Annotated in this window: 16 protein-coding genes; 4 read left to right on the top strand and 12 right to left on the bottom strand. The window is 60.4% G+C overall.

From position 1 onward, the window contains the following. Nucleotides 1–26: 26 nt before the first annotated feature. Nucleotides 27–425: an MAPEG family protein gene (locus tag Q0936_RS03220; protein ID WP_299292875.1), complete on the top strand. Its 399-nt coding sequence runs from the start codon at nucleotides 27–29 to the stop codon at nucleotides 423–425. Between the two features lie 69 nt (nucleotides 426–494). Here Q0936_RS03220 and Q0936_RS03215 read toward each other — a convergent pair whose 3' ends face one another. Continuing rightward, the gene (locus tag Q0936_RS03215) at nucleotides 495–1,718 is read right to left on the bottom strand and encodes a glycerophosphodiester phosphodiesterase family protein (RefSeq protein WP_299292873.1); all 1,224 of its coding nucleotides are present in this window, start codon (nucleotides 1,716–1,718) and stop codon (nucleotides 495–497) included. A gap of 118 nt (nucleotides 1,719–1,836) precedes the next feature. After that, nucleotides 1,837–2,730 (bottom strand): AraC family transcriptional regulator, encoded by an 894-nt coding sequence (locus Q0936_RS03210; RefSeq protein ID WP_299292871.1) that lies wholly within the window; start codon nucleotides 2,728–2,730, stop codon nucleotides 1,837–1,839. 166 nt (nucleotides 2,731–2,896) lie between these two features. Between Q0936_RS03210 and Q0936_RS03205 the strand changes: the two genes are divergently transcribed. Next, a complete protein-coding gene (locus Q0936_RS03205; protein WP_299292869.1) occupies nucleotides 2,897–3,844 on the top strand; it encodes an SDR family oxidoreductase in 948 nt (315 codons plus the stop codon). Between the two features lie 82 nt (nucleotides 3,845–3,926). Here the strand turns inward: Q0936_RS03205 and Q0936_RS03200 are convergent, their stop codons facing one another. Genes Q0936_RS03200 through Q0936_RS03165 form a run of 8 tightly spaced genes read right to left on the bottom strand, consistent with a single transcriptional unit; the run spans nucleotide 3,927 to nucleotide 10,921 of the window. Further along, on the bottom strand, nucleotides 3,927–4,595 hold the full coding sequence (locus tag Q0936_RS03200; RefSeq protein ID WP_299138419.1) for a GntR family transcriptional regulator: 669 nt from the start codon (nucleotides 4,593–4,595) through the stop codon (nucleotides 3,927–3,929). A gap of 15 nt (nucleotides 4,596–4,610) precedes the next feature. Then, nucleotides 4,611–5,822 carry a 2-isopropylmalate synthase gene (locus Q0936_RS03195; RefSeq protein WP_299138422.1) on the bottom strand — a complete coding sequence of 404 codons (1,212 nt, stop codon included), beginning with the start codon at nucleotides 5,820–5,822 and terminating at the stop codon, nucleotides 4,611–4,613. Between the two features lie 11 nt (nucleotides 5,823–5,833). Continuing rightward, nucleotides 5,834–6,721, bottom strand: coding sequence for a dioxygenase (locus Q0936_RS03190; protein ID WP_299292866.1), 888 nt, complete (start codon nucleotides 6,719–6,721; stop codon nucleotides 5,834–5,836). An 11-nt stretch (nucleotides 6,722–6,732) separates the two neighbouring features. Further along, nucleotides 6,733–8,043, bottom strand: a complete 1,311-nt coding sequence (locus tag Q0936_RS03185; RefSeq protein ID WP_299138428.1) for a TRAP transporter large permease — start codon at nucleotides 8,041–8,043, stop codon at nucleotides 6,733–6,735. 3 nt (nucleotides 8,044–8,046) lie between these two features. Continuing rightward, nucleotides 8,047–8,664: a TRAP transporter small permease gene (locus Q0936_RS03180; protein WP_299292864.1), complete on the bottom strand. Its 618-nt coding sequence runs from the start codon at nucleotides 8,662–8,664 to the stop codon at nucleotides 8,047–8,049. Nucleotides 8,665–8,679: 15 nt separating this feature from the next. Continuing rightward, entirely contained in the window at nucleotides 8,680–9,771 is a 1,092-nt protein-coding gene (locus Q0936_RS03175) for a C4-dicarboxylate TRAP transporter substrate-binding protein (protein ID WP_299292862.1), read from the bottom strand. Between the two features lie 22 nt (nucleotides 9,772–9,793). Next, nucleotides 9,794–10,252 carry an OsmC family protein gene (locus Q0936_RS03170; RefSeq protein ID WP_299292860.1) on the bottom strand — a complete coding sequence of 153 codons (459 nt, stop codon included), beginning with the start codon at nucleotides 10,250–10,252 and terminating at the stop codon, nucleotides 9,794–9,796. Nucleotides 10,253–10,267: 15 nt separating this feature from the next. Beyond that, on the bottom strand, nucleotides 10,268–10,921 hold the full coding sequence (locus Q0936_RS03165; RefSeq protein ID WP_299292858.1) for a malonic semialdehyde reductase: 654 nt from the start codon (nucleotides 10,919–10,921) through the stop codon (nucleotides 10,268–10,270). Nucleotides 10,922–11,052: 131 nt separating this feature from the next. Between Q0936_RS03165 and Q0936_RS03160 the strand changes: the two genes are divergently transcribed. Beyond that, nucleotides 11,053–11,436, top strand: a complete 384-nt coding sequence (locus Q0936_RS03160) for a YciI family protein (RefSeq protein ID WP_299292856.1) — start codon at nucleotides 11,053–11,055, stop codon at nucleotides 11,434–11,436. A gap of 28 nt (nucleotides 11,437–11,464) precedes the next feature. Here Q0936_RS03160 and Q0936_RS03155 read toward each other — a convergent pair whose 3' ends face one another. Both Q0936_RS03155 and Q0936_RS03150 read right to left on the bottom strand, forming a co-directional pair. After that, nucleotides 11,465–13,075 (bottom strand): alkaline phosphatase family protein, encoded by a 1,611-nt coding sequence (locus tag Q0936_RS03155; protein WP_299292854.1) that lies wholly within the window; start codon nucleotides 13,073–13,075, stop codon nucleotides 11,465–11,467. A 20-nt stretch (nucleotides 13,076–13,095) separates the two neighbouring features. Then, nucleotides 13,096–13,773: a glutathione S-transferase family protein gene (locus Q0936_RS03150; RefSeq protein WP_299292852.1), complete on the bottom strand. Its 678-nt coding sequence runs from the start codon at nucleotides 13,771–13,773 to the stop codon at nucleotides 13,096–13,098. 132 nt (nucleotides 13,774–13,905) lie between these two features. Here Q0936_RS03150 and Q0936_RS03145 point away from each other — a divergent pair, with 132 nt between their 5' ends. After that, complete coding sequence (locus tag Q0936_RS03145) at nucleotides 13,906–14,952, top strand: TAXI family TRAP transporter solute-binding subunit (RefSeq protein WP_299138449.1); 1,047 nt, start codon at nucleotides 13,906–13,908, stop codon at nucleotides 14,950–14,952. Nucleotides 14,953–14,962: the final 10 nt, after the last annotated feature.

Genomic DNA, 14,962 nt, shown 5'->3' with positions numbered 1-14,962 from the left:
CTACCCCTCAAGGATTGGAACACATAATGACATTCACAACCGCTCTTGTCTCCTTTGCCATCATCACGCTTTTGGCCGTTGGTCTGGAGATCATGTACACCTACGCCACCCAGGGCTTTGGCTTTGGGTTTTCGTCCAATCGCCCCGCTGTGCAGAAGTCGCCGCTTGGGTTGCGCATCCAGCGTGCCTATCAGAATCAGGTTGAATCCGCCGCCTACATTGTCCCGCTCTTGATCGCAGGGCAGATGACGGGCCTGACGGGTGCAACCGCTGAATGGGTGACGCTGATCATCATTGCAGGCCGCGCGGCGTTCATGGTGCTGTATTACACCGGGATTCCGTTCCTGCGCATCCTTGGCTTTGTCGGCGGCTCGATGGGATCGATGGTTCTGGCCTATCTGCTGCTGACGATGGCAACGGTCTAGGCGGGTCGTCGGCAACTTTGCGACCTTGACCGGCGCGCCAACATGGGCGCGCCGGGACATTTGCCCAGCTCAGTTCAAGCCAAAGCAGTTCGCATAGTAGGTCACGGTCGCGGGCCAATCCGAGAAGATGCCTTCGATGCCGACGTCTTGTGCCAGCACGTGCAGCACCTCGTAATAGTCGCCATCGTTGTCAATGACATCGGCCGTCGACTGGAAGTACCAGCCACCACCCGTTTTCAGCGGCCCCGAGCGTTCCAGCGTCCAGGTGATGATTTTCAGACCGGCGGCCTTGGCTTCCTTGGCGTAGGCGGACGGGACAATCTGGTCGCCATCCAGAGTGACAAGCATCCACATCGGCGGTGCGATATAACGGACGCCGCGTGCGTAGAGGCTGTCCATGGTGTCGGGATAGGTGGTCGGATCGTTGGCGTCGAACCCTTCGACATCATAGCTGTCGTCGAGGTAAACCGCCTGTTTGCCGAACTCCGGCTCGTTCTCGACCCAGTAAAGCACATCGTCCAGATTGAACGACTGGAGCCAAACGTCGGACGCAGGCACGCCCGCCGCCTTGTATTCGTCCACCAGCTTTTGCGCATAGTCTTGTTGGCTGAAGCCGTTGAAGGGCATGTCGACCGAGGGCGATTTCAGTTCGGGTGTGAACTTGGCGCCAAGGGCGCGGAACACCTCGATCGATTCCGCGTGGGTCATCAACGTGGTGTTGTCCGCGAACAGATCGGTGCGCCAGCCCGCGGTGCCATCAAGATATGCCTCCGCAGTTGTGGCCGCCTTGTTGGCCGCGTCCATCTTGGGCGTCAGGGTGCGGAACTCGGCGAGTGTCAACTCAGAGGTACGGCACTCGGCCACAGCACCCGCGTCGCCCGACGCAGGCGTGAAGCCGGTCACGCATTTGTCTGCCAGGTCCGAGACGACGATATTGGTCGTCGTGTGCAGGTCATTTTGCGCGTGACGGCACACCAACGCCTGATCGGCGGTAAATGTCACGTCACACTCCAGAATACCCGCGCCCTGCCGCGCGGCGGCGACGTTGCTTTCCACCGTATGCTCGGGGAACATCAGCGGCGCACCACGGTGCCCGATGGAGAACAGCGACCGTTCCGGCGTCTGCGCAGAACACGAGAGCAGCTTTTCCTTGAGCGGGCTGTCGTCCATCTGGTCGATCAGATAGAACGGGCGGCTGCCGTATTCGACGTTTGGCTCGGACAGGTGCCCGTCCGCCAAGAGCGGCCCGCCGGCAATAATGGCGGCCGTGAAAGTGAGATTGCGGATGATCATGGTTTTCCCCGTATCGGATGCATGTTGGCGCATCTGATGGTCTGCACATGACACCGGTCTTACAGCGGGATGAAGTTTGCATGACGCGGCGACTATCGCACGTCAGAGCGTCATGCGCTCACACGCCCTCAATCACGACGCGGTGTCCGTCGCTCCATTGTCGTGGCGACTGGCCGTACATGCGTTTGAATTCGCGGCTGAATTGGGAGGGGCTGGCGTATCCCACGCCGATGGCGGCCTCGTTCACGGTCATGCCGCCTGCCATCTTCATGGCGGCGTTGTTGAGGCGCATTGATTTGACGAATTGGATCGGGGCCATTGTCGTGACCTGCTTGAACTTGCGATGAAAAGCGGCGCGGCTCATGCCTGCGCGGGTCGCCATGTCATCAATCGAAATCGGCGCATCCAGATGGGACGACACATGCGCAATGGACCGCGCTATGGCGTTGCCAGCGCCAAAGGCGCGCCGCGCAAATGGACCCGCCCCGCCCTGCAGGATCGCGTAGTACAGCTCGCGCAGCCGCGCGTCGCCAAGAACCGCCGTGTCTGTTGGATTTGCCCCAAGCTGCAACAACCGCAGCAGCGCATCCGCGAACGCTGCGTCCCACTCTGCCAGCCTGATGCCCTGCGCGCGCAAGGCGTCCTTTTCCGGCCCCATGGCGCCACCGACATTTTCCATCTCCAACACGAGTTCGGTCATCACACGCTGGTTGAGCGAGATGAACACCCCGTAGAGGGGATTGGAGACGGAGGCGGCGGGTGTCCCGGCTTTGACAGGCATCGACATCGGGCAACACAGGTAGTGGCTGTTGTCGTAGATGTACCGGTGACCGTCCAGCACCGCCTCTTTGGAGCCGCAGACGATGGCCACGACGCTGGGTTCATACACCGCCGGAACGCAAGGGATCGCTTGGGTCGCCCGAAACAGCCGCACCCCTGCTATCCCGGTTTCGGTCAAACCGTCATGCACGGTGCGGTCCTGGATAAGCTGTTTGATACGGTCTTTGATCATACGCCCAGTCTAGGGCCGCGCACCCAGTCGCGGCAACACGGCTGATACAATCAGGCAAGTATTTGCGATGAATTCGGCTATTTCCGGCGTTTGGTGAGAACTATTTACAAATGCAGGATGCGATCAATGGCGCGGCGGCAACGCGCGCGAGTGAAGGACAGGTGCAATGGCAGATACGACATTTGGACCGAAAGGCTGGACACCAGAGCGGCTGGGGTCACGCGCAGGCAAAACCTATGTGATCACGGGCGCCAACGCGGGCACGGGGTTTCAGGCCGCGCGCACCTTTTTGTCGAAGGGCGCGAAGGTGGTGATGCTGAACCGCAGTGCAGAGAAATCCGCCGTCGCGGTTGCGGCACTGAAAGAAGAGTTTGGTGCAGATGCCGACGTGCATTTTGTCCGCATGGACCTGTCCGATCTGGCCAGCGTCCGGGCCGCCGCAGAGGAGGTCAGACAAACCATTCCGCAGATTGACGCGGTGATCTGCAACGCCGCAATCGCGCAGGTGCCGACACAAACGTTGACCGTTGATGGGTTCGAGAGCCAGCTTGGCACAAACCACTATGGTCATTTCGTGCTGTGCGGGATGCTGTTTGACCGGATCGAGGCCAGCAAGGGCCGCATCGTCGTTGTCGCCAGCCTTGGCTATAACATGGGGATCAAGACGATCCAGTTTGGCGACATGAATTGGGACAAGAACTATAGCGCCAACGCGGTCTACAGCCAGAGCAAGCTGGCGCAGATGATGTTTGCCTATGAATTGCAAGACCGTGTCGCAGCGGCGGGCAGGCAGGTTCAGGTCTATGTGTGTCACCCCGGTGCATCGGCGACATCGCTGATCAGCACCAGTGGCGGGTTGGTGACGCGGTTGACCTGGTGGTTGATGAGCAAGACGCCGATGGTTCAAACGGCGGCAAAGGGTGCCTATCCCGAAGTCATGTGTGCGACCGAGGACGGACTGGAACAGCGGGCGCTTTATGGTCCTACGGGGATGATGCAAACGGGTGGTCCGGTTGGCAAGGGGACGCTGAACCCCCACGCCTATGACAAGGCGGTCATGTCCAAGCTGTGGGACGTGTCCGAAGAGGCGACGGGGTTTCGTTGGGACCTGTGATCGCCGCTTGGGTGGGGTCACGGGGCTGGGATTGGCCCGGCAATTGATCCCGTTCGGTTCTTTGGTGCCGCAAGTGGGCGGCCTAGGCGAAGCGTTTTGACAGGAAGGACCCGGTGACGCGGTAGTGGGCGACCAGTTGCTCTTCGGCGCTTTGGGCATCGCCGCCGAGGACGGCGTCGAGGATGTGCTGGTGTTCCGCGTCGACACTGCGGCCATCATAGTTCGATGAGGCGCCCGCGATGTAGCGGTAGCGGATGTTCAGATCATAGAGTTGGTCACAAAAGCGCATCAGCAATGGCGAGCCGCAATTGCTGATCAGCGCCATGTGGAAATCTTTGTGGTGGCGTTCGAAGTTCTCATGGTCCGACCGCTCGGCGCGCGTCATTCTGTGGTGCGCGAGGATCAGGGCCTCGTTGTGATCGTCGGAGGCGTTTTCCATGCTCTGACGCAGGGCCTTGCCTTCGAGGGTGCAGCGCAATTCGAGGATTTCCTCGAAGTTCTCGCGACTGGTCTCGGCGGTTCTGAAGCCGCGTTGATCGAGGCGGACCACGAGTTGATCGGATGTCAGCAGGCTCAGCGCCTCTCGGATCGGAGAGGCACCGAGCTCAAGCACGTCTTTGAGATTGTCGATCTTGAGTTTGACCCCAGGCGCCAGTGCCCCGGTCACGATCATCCGCCGCAACCGGTTGTAGGCCACACGGGTGGCCGAGTTTTCTAGCGTTTGGTTCTTGGGGTCAGTTCCAAGGTACATGCTGTTCCTTACCGATCAGCCGGTCTTGACTGCCGACACGATATTCACGAACTCCTCATCTGTCAGTACGTCCCGTTTGGCAATCCCGGTTGTTTTCACTTCGTCCAGGATTGCGGCGATCTTGTCGTCCTCCAATTCGCCCAGGCCTAGCTCTCCCATCTTGTAGATGATCGACGCCTTGCCGGACTTTTTGCCCAGCACGACCTCGCCTGTTTTGCCGGTCAACGCGGGGTGGGTGGCGAACATGACCAGCGGGTCATTCATCACGTAGTTGATGCCGATACCAGACTCGCGGATGAAATTGCCGTGGCCCAGCACCGGCTTGTTGCGGGCGATCGGGATGTTGGATTTCTCGGAGATCATCGCGGCCAGTTCGGGGATCTTTTCCAGCTTGTAGTTGGTGTCATAGCCGTAGAGCAGGTGCAGCCCCATCATCAGTTCTTCGAGGGCGGCATTGCCGGTGCGTTCGCCCAGACCGTTGGCACAGCTGTGCACGCAGACCGCGCCTGCGGTCACGGCGGCCAGTTCGGTGGCGACGCCCATGCCAAAGTCGTTGTGGGTGTGAATTTCGATAGGCAGGCCGGTCATGTCATTGACCCAACGCACCATATGTTTGATCGCCTCTGGCGTCGCGCAGCCCATGGTATCCACGATGCCGATGCTGTCGGGCGGCGCGTTGTCCATGATGTAGTTGCACAGGTTGGTCAGATCGCTTTTGCGCGCGCGGGTCGTGTCATAGGGAAAGAACAGCGCGTGCAGGCCATTCTCGCGTGCGTAGTTGATGACCGGCGCGGTTTTTTCGGCGACGTCTTTCCAGGTCCAGCCAAATTGCGTGACCAGTTTCGGGTAGCCAATCGGGACCTCGATCACGACACCATCCGCGCCACATTCCAGCGCCATGTCGATGTCTTTCATCATCGCGCGTGCGAAGGTGAAGATCTTGGAATCGAGGCCAAGTTTGGAGATTTCGGTGATCGCCTGTTGGTCCTGCGGGGAGACAGCGGGCATGCCTGCCTCGATCCGGTCGACACCCAGCTCGTTCAGCTTGGTCGCGATCTCGATCTTGTCGTCGACCGAAAAGACCACGCCCGGCGTCTGTTCGCCGTCGCGCAGGGTGGCATCGTGGATCTCGACCTTTTTGGGGAGGTTCAGTTCACCGCGTACATCGGCCTCGAAATTGTACGGGCTGACCCACCATTTGCCGTCTTCCAGATGTGTTTCACGCATGTTTTTTCCTTTCAGGTCGGTGTCTGCGCCGCCTCGGGCGCCAGCACGAAATCGAAATTGACTTTGTAATAGGGAACGGTGGCGTTTCGGCCGATCTGGAGGTCATCCGGCAGTGCGTCCAGGTCGCTGCACTCGATGTAGTCCATGATCAGGTCCTCGCGGACGCCGAACACCGCGTCCTGGTCCAGATAGGGGTCGCCATTGGCGAACACCTCGGTGACCAATGCGCGATAGCCCTCGGCCTGCACGATGAAATGCAGGTGCGATGGGCGCCAGGGTTCGCGGCCTGTAGCGCGGAACAACTCGCCCACCGGGCCGTCGTCGGGTACTTTGTAGGGTGCGGGTTTGACCGTGGTCATGGCATAGCGCCCGTCGGTCCCGGTGGTCATTGAACAGCACAGGTTGAAGTCGCCCTGCCCCGTGTCCTGACTGTAGTAGAGGCCGTTTTCCGCCGTCTGCCAAAGCTCGATCACAGCGCCTTCGATCTGATGGCCGTCGGTGCCTTTGACCACGCCCTCGACGAGAACGGTTGCGCCCTCGTTGTCTTTCTTGAGGTCACCCCCGACGGGCAGATGCGGTGCGCCGACTGAGTGAAACGGGCCGAGAACGCTCGAAGAGGTCCCCTCGTGGCGCGAGCCCAGCATGTCCACCAGCGACGACATGCCGGTGACGTCCGAGATCAGGACAAACTCGTTGCGCTCATCGTCGGAGATTTGCCCGGCATCGGTGAGAAACTTGAGACCGCGCATCCATTCGGCGTGCGTCAGTTCGGTTTCCTTGGCAAAGGCGTGCATGTGTTCGACCATCTTGCGCAGCACAAACAGCGTGCGCGGGTCGGTGTCGGGGCCGCAGTAATCCAGAAAGGCCTGCGTGATCGTGTCGATGGATACGTCTTTCATAGCGTCGGCTCCTAGTTAAGCAGGGCGGTGGAGAGAACCGGATAGCGGATCAGCAGGATGAGCACACAGAGCATGATGGCCGCAAAGGGAAGCGCGCCCAGAAAGACGTCCTTGAGGCTGATGTCGCGCCGGTTGAGCGTGCTTTTGATCACAAAGCAGGAAATCCCGAGCGGCGGCGTCAGCAATCCGATCTCTGCGCCGATGACGGTGACGATGCCGAACCAGATCAGGCTGAGCCCCATTTCCTCGATCAGTGTGATAAAGAGCGGGACCACGATCAGGATGATCGAGGCGGTGTCCAGCAGGGTGCCGAGGACCAGCATCAGCAGAACGTAGATCAGCATGATCTGGAAGAAGGACAGCTCCCACGCGTTGAGCACGGCGTTGAGTTCGTTTGGCAGGCCCGCAAAGCCGAGCATCCGACTGTAGAAGGAGGCCATGGTGATCAGCAGCAGGATCGCGGCCGTGATGTGCCCGGTTTCGACCAGAGTGGACCAGAACCCGGACCAGTTGATAGAGCGCCGCACCAGCGCGACGATAAGCGCCAGCGAGGCACCGGCGGCCCCCGCCTCGACCGGGGTGAGCCAGCCGGTGTAGATGCCGCCCAGCACCAGAATGATGAGGACAACAACCGGCCACGCCTTGGAGATCATTTCCGACGTGCTCAGGCCCGCGCTGTCGTCGACGGCAATGTCTGACCCGATGTACGACGGCCAAAGCCGCGCCATGGCGTAGATGGCCACGATATAGGCAGCGGTCAGGATCAGGCCGGGAATGATGCCCGCGAGGAACATGTGGCCCACCGATTGTTCGGCCACGAAGGAGTAGATGATCAACATCGCAGAGGGCGGGATGATCATGCCCAAAACGGACGACCCCGCCACAACGCCCACGGCAAAGCGTTTGTTGTAGTTGAACCGCAGCATCTCGGGCACCGAGATCTTGGTAAAGACCGAGGCCGACGCGATGGACGAACCGGTGATCGCGGCAAAGACCGCATTGGCCCCCACGGTGGCCATGCCGACCCCTGCCAACACGCGCCGAAAGGCGGAGTTCATCACTTCGTAGATGTCGCGGCCCAATCCCGCCTTGGACACAAGCAAGCCCATGAGGGTGAACAGTGGGATCGTGGCAAATTCGTATTCCGTGACCCCGTCACCCACCGCGATCTTGAGAAAATTGAAGGCGAGGATGGATTTGCCCGAGATGATCCAGATGGTCACAAAGGACACAAGGCCCAGCGCCACGGGGATGTAGAGCCCCAGATAGACCAGCGTGACAATCGCCAGCACGGACAACATGCCGATTTCAACCGGGCTCATGGCCTAGACCTCGCTGTGTTCATCGGAGATCGGCTGGGGATCACCCAACGCGGCCTTGAAGAAAAAGAGCAGGCCCGCCATCACGCAGCCAAAGACGATGGCCAGACGTGCGGGCCACCATGGCACAGTCATAATGCCCGGCGTGCCAAAGTAGTCGCACCGCGCCAGCGCCGCCTTGAAATCAGGCCAGAACGCGCCGGTGGGCTGTGCGCCAAATTCGGGCGGCGTGAAGAAGTGGCAACTCTCGAAGGCCTCGGTGAACTCGGGCCAGACCGTCCAGACGATCATGAACATGAAACCGCAAGACACCGCGTGAATGATGCGTTCCAGACCCTCGCCGAGACGCGGCGTCCTGGCGCGCATCAGGCTGGGAAACCCGTCCGAGCGGGTCAGCCTGCCGGTGCGGACCACATCGGGCAGTTGCAAAAAGACGATGAGGACGAGGGCAAAGATCACCAGCTCGACCACACCGCGAAACGGGGCATGAAACACGCCCCGCGCAATGACGTCCATATTCATGATGACCACCAGCGCCAGCAGGACAAAGGCCCCGCTGACGTTGGCGATGATTGCAACGGTCTCGGTGAAAGACCGGATTTTGTGCAGCACGGAGGCCATCATGTTTTCCTGCCGTGCCTAGTTGGTGGCTTCGGCAGACCAGTCGCGCAACGGGGTCATGCCCGCCGCTTTCAACTTGCCCATGTAGGCGGCCAGCATCGCAGAGCCGGGACCACCGGCGACGTCGATCTCTTTGGCCCATTCAACCGCGATGTTCGGCATGGCGTCGGCCCAGGCCTGACGCGCCTCGGGGCTCAGTTCGACAATCGTGCCGCCGCCTGCGACATAGGCCTCGCGCGATGCGGTGGCGCGGTCCATGGCGACGCCTGCAACGTGGTCGCGATATTCAATCGCCACGGCTTGCAAGACATCCTTTACGTCCTGCGGCAGACCTTCCCACACGTCGGCATTCACGGTGACCGTCTTGGAGTTCACAGCACCCAGATCGGCGCGCAGCATGTAGGGCGCGACCTCTGCGATCTTGAAGGTCTTGGCCGCTTCGGGCCAGAGCATCGCCGCGTCGACAACACCGGTTTGCAGCATGTTGTAGAAGTTGGGCAGACCGCCGCGCACGCCTGCGGCACCCGGAATACCCTCGAGATAGCGCAGGTTGTACCCGGCACCGGCCACTTTGAGACCCTCGATGTCCGCCAGCGAATTGATCGGCGTTTTCGAGAACATCTGGTAGGTGTCCAGCACAACGCCAGTGGCGAGGTAGACCTGATTTTCAGCGGCCAGTTCCGCGCTCATTTGCGGGAATTCACGCGCAATTTCGTCGACGGCCTGCGCCACGACACGGGCGTCTGCGGCCACAAAGGGGGTCACGGCGGAAATGCCCTGCGAGGGCAGCGCCGAGTTGTGGAAGATGGTGGTGACAATGCCGATGTCACCCAGCCCCAGCTTGATCCCCTCGAGAACGCCGCGTGGTTTCACGATTTGGCCGCCGTAGGCTTCCATCCAGTTGATCTGGTACGCGCCGGTCTTTGCCAGCTCTTCATTCACGCGCGGGATAAAGAAATTCGAAAATTCCTGAACCCACATTGCCCGCGCCGGATAGCCGTCGATGGCGGTCAGATTGATTGTTTCCTGAGCGGTTGCCGCGCTGCCAAGCGCGCCTCCCAATCCCAGTGCAAGCCCGGTTGCTAGGGCCAGACGCCGTGTCAGTTTCATGTCTTTCCTCCCAAGTTGGTTGTTAGCCGGCTTTTTGCCAGTCTTCGTTTATGACGGTGCCGGCGCCGCGAAAGAGCTTGGCCAGCGGGCAGTATTTCGCGACGTCGGCCGCGACTGCGTTCAGTTCATCTTGTGTGGCGGTCCCGTCCGAGATGACGACCAGGTCGATCTCTTCGAAGGGGACGTCGATTTCGTCGCTCAGGGTCACGCCGAGGCGGTTGAAGCGGCAGGTGGCCGAAATGTTCAGGTGGCCGATGTCCACGCCAAGTTTCGCCGCGCATTTGTGGCCGATCACGTTGGTGCAGCCGATCAGGGCGCTCAGGGCGGTGTCGGTCGGGGTGAACCCCTTGTTCGTGCCGCCCCGCGCCGTGGGTTCGTCGATCATCTGCACCAGATCGCGCACCGCGACCTGTGACAACGAATGCGAGGGACATTCAGCGCGGGCGGTGAGGGTCACGGAAGTCTTCATCTTGACGGTCATTGCCGGGCTCCTGTGTCAGATGATTTCGCACACGTCGTCAAAGTCGAACCGGGGCAAGCGTTGGAACAGCGCGGTTTCATCCGCGTAGCCGACATTGCACAGGAAGTTCGATTTGAGCGTTGTGCCCTCAAAGAACTCAGCATCCACAACCGCGTTGTCAAAGCCCGAGATCGCACCGACATCCAGCCCGAGCGCACGGGCGGCGACCATGAAATACGCCCCCTGAAGCGTGGCGTTGCGAAAGGCCGTGGCCTCGATATGCGCTGGTTTGCCCTCGAACATCGGGCGGCGATCCTCGTGCGGGAACAGGCGGGGCAGATGGGTCCAGAATCCCAGATCATGCGCGATGACCGCGGTGACCGGAGCGCCCATGACCTTTGGCACATTCGCGGGTTTGAGGGATTTCGCGAGACGTTCCTTGGCCTCGGTGGAGCGGACAAAGATCAGCCGCGCCGGGCAGGTGTTCATGCTGGTTGGGCCCATGCGCATGATGTCGAAGATGTCGCGCAACATATCATCGGCGACGGGCCGATCCGTCCAGGCATAGTGCGACCGCGCCCCGGTCAGGATAAGATCAATCTGATCATCCGACAGACGATCAATCTTGCCCCGCAGCCCACGCACATCATCCTGCGCGGATTGCCGGAGCTGCTCCAAATGCGAACTCAAGCCGTGTCCCCCCGTCTTTCTTTTGGGAGATAATCGGTATTTTTGCGCGTTGTCCAATAAAATCGATTTTTTAACTTGAAGGGTTTTACGTTGCCGATAGCATCGCGTTGACAAAGAGGGAGGACATCCACGTGCCAGACTGGGACAAGTACAAGGCAGAGGCCAAGGCGCGCGGCGCGCTTGCGCTGGAGCTGTATGTGATCAAAAGCACGCCAAACGATATTTCGCTGGTCAAAGAGTCGTTGCCCGATCACTTGGCCTATCAAAAGAAGCTGGAGGCTGAGGGCGTGTTGTTCCTGGCCGGGCCGATTTCGGATAAGACCGGGATAGCGATGGACGCGGAAGGCATGATGATCTATCGCGCGCCAGATTTTGAAACCGCCCACGTGCTAGCCATCAATGATCCCATGCACCTTTCGGGCGCGCGAGACTATGAGATCCGCAAGTGGCTGATCAACGAAGGCAGCGTGAGCCTTTCAGTCTCTCTGTCCGGTCAGGCCGCGCACTTCAAATAGGCAGTGTCGGCCTAGACTGGGTTGGGTCTCAGGCGTCCAGATGTGGCGGTGATACCAACCCGTTTGCCTCGGCCTCTTCGCGGTCCCAATAGGCGATGTAGATGCCGGGCGGTTCCTTGCCCGCGGCCATGCGTTCGATGATCTGGGGGCTGCGGGTGATCCGCGAGTGGTGCTTGCGCGCCCATTCGAAATGCAGGTCCCGCATGCGCGCGATCTGATCCTGGTGGTCGGGGCTGTCGCCCAGGTCGTGCAATTCGTCCGGGTCGGTTTCGAGGTCAAACAGCATCGGGCGCATCAGTTCGACATGCACGTATTTCCAACGACCGTCGAAAACCATGACGAGGCGCGCATCGCTTTCATCGACATTCACGTCCTGGCGGGCGTCGCGGGTGGAATAGTCGTATTCCGAGATGCAATAGTCGCGCCACGGCGCATCCTGACCGTGCAAGAGCGGTTCAAGCGAGCGCCCTTCCATCACATGGGGCTTGGCCTCGCCGCCCATAAGTTGATGAAATGTAGGCGCCAGGTCGATCCCCTCGACCAGCTTGTCACATGATGTGCCGCGCGTGCTGTCTGCCTGGGTCCGGGGGTCATACACGATCAGCGGGATTCGGGCGGAGCAATCGTAGAACAGGTCCTTTTCGCCCATCCAGTGATCCCCCATGTTGTCGCCGTGATCCGAGCAGAACACGACCATGGTGTCGTCCATCCGCCCGCTCTGTTCGAGGTGGCCAAACAACCGGCCCATGTTGTCGTCGAGTTCCTTGATCAGCCCCATGTAGACAGGTGCCACGATCTCGCGAACATCTTCGCGGGAGAAGCTCTTGCAGATGCGCGTCTGCGTCCAGGCTTGCAAAAGCGGGTGGCTGTGTTCCTGCGGCCGGCGGTTCACGGGTGGCAGATCATCGCGCGTGTACATGTCGTTGTAGGGCGCGGGGGCCAGATAGGGCCAGTGCGGTTTGATATAGCTGAGGTGGCACAGCCAGGGCTTGTCCCCCTGGCTTTCGATGAATTCGATCCCGCGTGTGGTCAGCCATGCGGTTTCCGAGTGCTCTTTGGGAACGCGCGCGGGCAAGGGTGCGTTTTCCAGAAACCAGCCTGATTTCTTTGTGCCGTCCGGGCCAATTGCGGTGTTGGCCCATTCCTCCCACGGGGTGTCGCCGCCCATCCCGTGTGCGCGCAGGTAACGTTCGTAGTCTTCGGCATGCCGGTTCTTGTCGGTGGCCGCATTGGTGCCGTCGTCCCGCACGAAGACCTCGAAACCACATTCGCTGACCAGCGCGCCTATGGTGCTTTCGGGATCAATGCCAAGGCGTTTCATGCCTTCTTCGTCGGGGCGCATGTGGGTCTTGCCGACCAGCGTGCTGGTGACGCCGACCTCGCGCAGGTGGTCGCCCAATGTGGGCTCGCCCACCCGCAGGGGAAAGCCGTTCCAGGTGGCACCGTGGCTGCGCACATACCGGCCTGTATAGAAACTCATCCGGCTGGGACCGCAGATCGGGGATTGCACGTAGGCGCGGTCAAACCTGACCCCTTTGGCCGCCAGACGGTCGATATTGGGGGTCGCGATATGTTGGGCGCCATAACAGCTGAGATAGTCCCAGCGGAGTTGGTCGGCCATAATCCAGAGGACGTTCATCGTGTTGCCTTTTGTCTGGGCTAGCGCGGAGGCATGTAGAGGTTTTCGGATTTGAGGACGTCGATATTGACCTCCTCTCGGGCCATGGCGCGCTGCACGGCGGGGCGCGCATTGCTGAGTTCAAAGTGTTTCTGGACGTTCGGGAAAGCGGTGCCGTCATAGCCGACGCCGGTGATCCGCCCCCAGACCCAATAGAGGTAGCCATCCACGATCGACCACGTCTCGCCGTACCACCAAGGACCGTCCTGAAGGCGGGTGTCGATCATCTTCATGATCTTGTTCATGTCCTCGACCCCTTTGGGGCGCACGATCTCGAAAGACTGCGCGGCGTCGGGGATCATTTTCATGGGCATGGCGATCCGGGTGACGACGGGATGAACGGTGCCGGCCCAAAAGGCGAGGTCTGCCGTCTGCTTGAGCGCGGCAAGCTGGTCGTCGGTTTCGGGCAACAGATGCGCCTCTGGATAGGTCGCGGCCAGCCAGCTCAGGATTGCGACATTCTCGGTCAGGGGCGCGCCGTCGATCAGCAGTGCCGGCACCTTGCCCTTGGGATTGATTTTCAGGAACTCGGGCGAGTTTTGCTGGTTGGCCGCCGTGCGGATCAGGGTCGTCTCAAACGGCACGCCAATCTCTTCGAGCGCGATGGTTGCCACGCGGGCACATGTGTTGGGAGCGACAAAGAGTTCTAACTCGGGCATTGCGCGACGTCCTAATCTGGTTACAGATATTCCCCAAAACCAAAAAAATCGATTTTTTGACCGTGGGTGAGATATAAGCAGCTAACAAAAGCGGTGTCACGCTCAAAGAACACGCATCATCTGGGAGGAAATATGATGTCAAACAAACGAATTGCGGCGGTGATTGCCGCGGCCTGCATCGGCTCTGGGGCCATGGCGCAGGGTATTTTGACTGCGGAGACCGCGGCGCCGAACACAACGCCGGGGATCTCGATCATTTCGCTGTCGGAGGCCGCGTCAAAAGCCGGTATCGCCGACATTCAGGTGACCGCGGGCCAGACGCTGACCAATTCGGTGCAGAACGTCGCCGAAGGCAAAACCGACATTGCCGCCGCCCCCTTTATCCTGCCGTTCCTGATGTCGCGCGGTGTGGGCCCCTACGCTGGTCTGGGTGCCGAAGCGGGCGCGGACCTCGCCGACAATCTGGCGGTGCTCTATACCTACCGTGTCTCGGTGCAGGGGCTTTTTGTTTATGACAGCGCGAACATTTCCGGCTGGGACGGGTTGGAAGGCAAAACCATCTACAACGGTCCGCCGCGCGGTGCGGCCCTGACCAATGCGCGCCTGTTGACCAAGACGGTGACCGGCCTTGAGGAAGGCACCGGTTACACGGGCGTGCAGGTGAACTGGGGACAGGCCGTCAAGACGATCCAGGACGGATCGGCCGATGCCTTTGTCCTGCCGCAGGCCTTCCCCGATCCGCGCATCACGGCGGCACTGGCCTCTGGCGACATCACCGTCTTTTCGATGCCCAAGGACGTGCATGAAGGCGAGGCATTCCAGAAGATCGCCAAGCTTCCCGGTACGGTCAGGTTCTCGATGCCGGTGGCAGAGATGGGTTACGGCGACGGTGTGACGGTTGTGTCCGAAGACGACACTTTCCGTGGCCCGGCCACCGTGGGCGGAGACGTGGTAAACGTGAACATGGACTTTGACACGGCCAAGGCACTGACCACGGCGTTCATCGAAAACATCGAGACGATTTACCACGCCAAAGCGTCTTTCATGCCCGTCACATGGCATGGCGAAACGGACCCTGAGGTGACGGATATGTGCGGCACAAATCCGATGAAGTACCACCCCGGCGCCGTCGCGGCCTGGGAGGAAGCCGGCTACACGCTGCCTGACTGCGCCAAGTAAGCAAGCAGAC

Origin of the sequence: uncultured Tateyamaria sp., from assembly GCF_947488715.1 — a bacterium.
In the GTDB taxonomy this organism is placed as follows: Bacteria; Pseudomonadota; Alphaproteobacteria; order Rhodobacterales; family Rhodobacteraceae; genus Tateyamaria.
The sequence above is the reverse complement of the archived record's forward strand: the minus strand, read 5'-3'. Positions and strand labels throughout refer to the sequence as shown.

Bases quoted from the DNA above. Each gene is read 5' to 3' on its own strand.
- Q0936_RS03155 (WP_299292854.1), bottom strand. From the start codon at position 13,075: ATGAACGTCCTCTGGATTATGGCCGACCAACTCCGCTGGGACTATCTC.
- Q0936_RS03190 (WP_299292866.1), bottom strand. From the start codon at position 6,721: ATGAAAGACGTATCCATCGACACGATCACGCAGGCCTTTCTGGATTAC.
- Q0936_RS03185 (WP_299138428.1), bottom strand. From the start codon at position 8,043: ATGAGCCCGGTTGAAATCGGCATGTTGTCCGTGCTGGCGATTGTCACG.
- Q0936_RS03220 (WP_299292875.1), top strand. From the start codon at position 27: ATGACATTCACAACCGCTCTTGTCTCCTTTGCCATCATCACGCTTTTG.
- Q0936_RS03145 (WP_299138449.1), top strand. From the start codon at position 13,906: ATGATGTCAAACAAACGAATTGCGGCGGTGATTGCCGCGGCCTGCATC.
- Q0936_RS03180 (WP_299292864.1), bottom strand. From the start codon at position 8,664: ATGATGGCCTCCGTGCTGCACAAAATCCGGTCTTTCACCGAGACCGTT.
- Q0936_RS03195 (WP_299138422.1), bottom strand. From the start codon at position 5,822: ATGCGTGAAACACATCTGGAAGACGGCAAATGGTGGGTCAGCCCGTAC.
- Q0936_RS03150 (WP_299292852.1), bottom strand. From the start codon at position 13,773: ATGCCCGAGTTAGAACTCTTTGTCGCTCCCAACACATGTGCCCGCGTG.
- Q0936_RS03205 (WP_299292869.1), top strand. From the start codon at position 2,897: ATGGCAGATACGACATTTGGACCGAAAGGCTGGACACCAGAGCGGCTG.
- Q0936_RS03175 (WP_299292862.1), bottom strand. From the start codon at position 9,771: ATGAAACTGACACGGCGTCTGGCCCTAGCAACCGGGCTTGCACTGGGA.
- Q0936_RS03170 (WP_299292860.1), bottom strand. From the start codon at position 10,252: ATGACCGTCAAGATGAAGACTTCCGTGACCCTCACCGCCCGCGCTGAA.
- Q0936_RS03200 (WP_299138419.1), bottom strand. From the start codon at position 4,595: ATGTACCTTGGAACTGACCCCAAGAACCAAACGCTAGAAAACTCGGCC.
- Q0936_RS03210 (WP_299292871.1), bottom strand. From the start codon at position 2,730: ATGATCAAAGACCGTATCAAACAGCTTATCCAGGACCGCACCGTGCAT.
- Q0936_RS03215 (WP_299292873.1), bottom strand. From the start codon at position 1,718: ATGATCATCCGCAATCTCACTTTCACGGCCGCCATTATTGCCGGCGGG.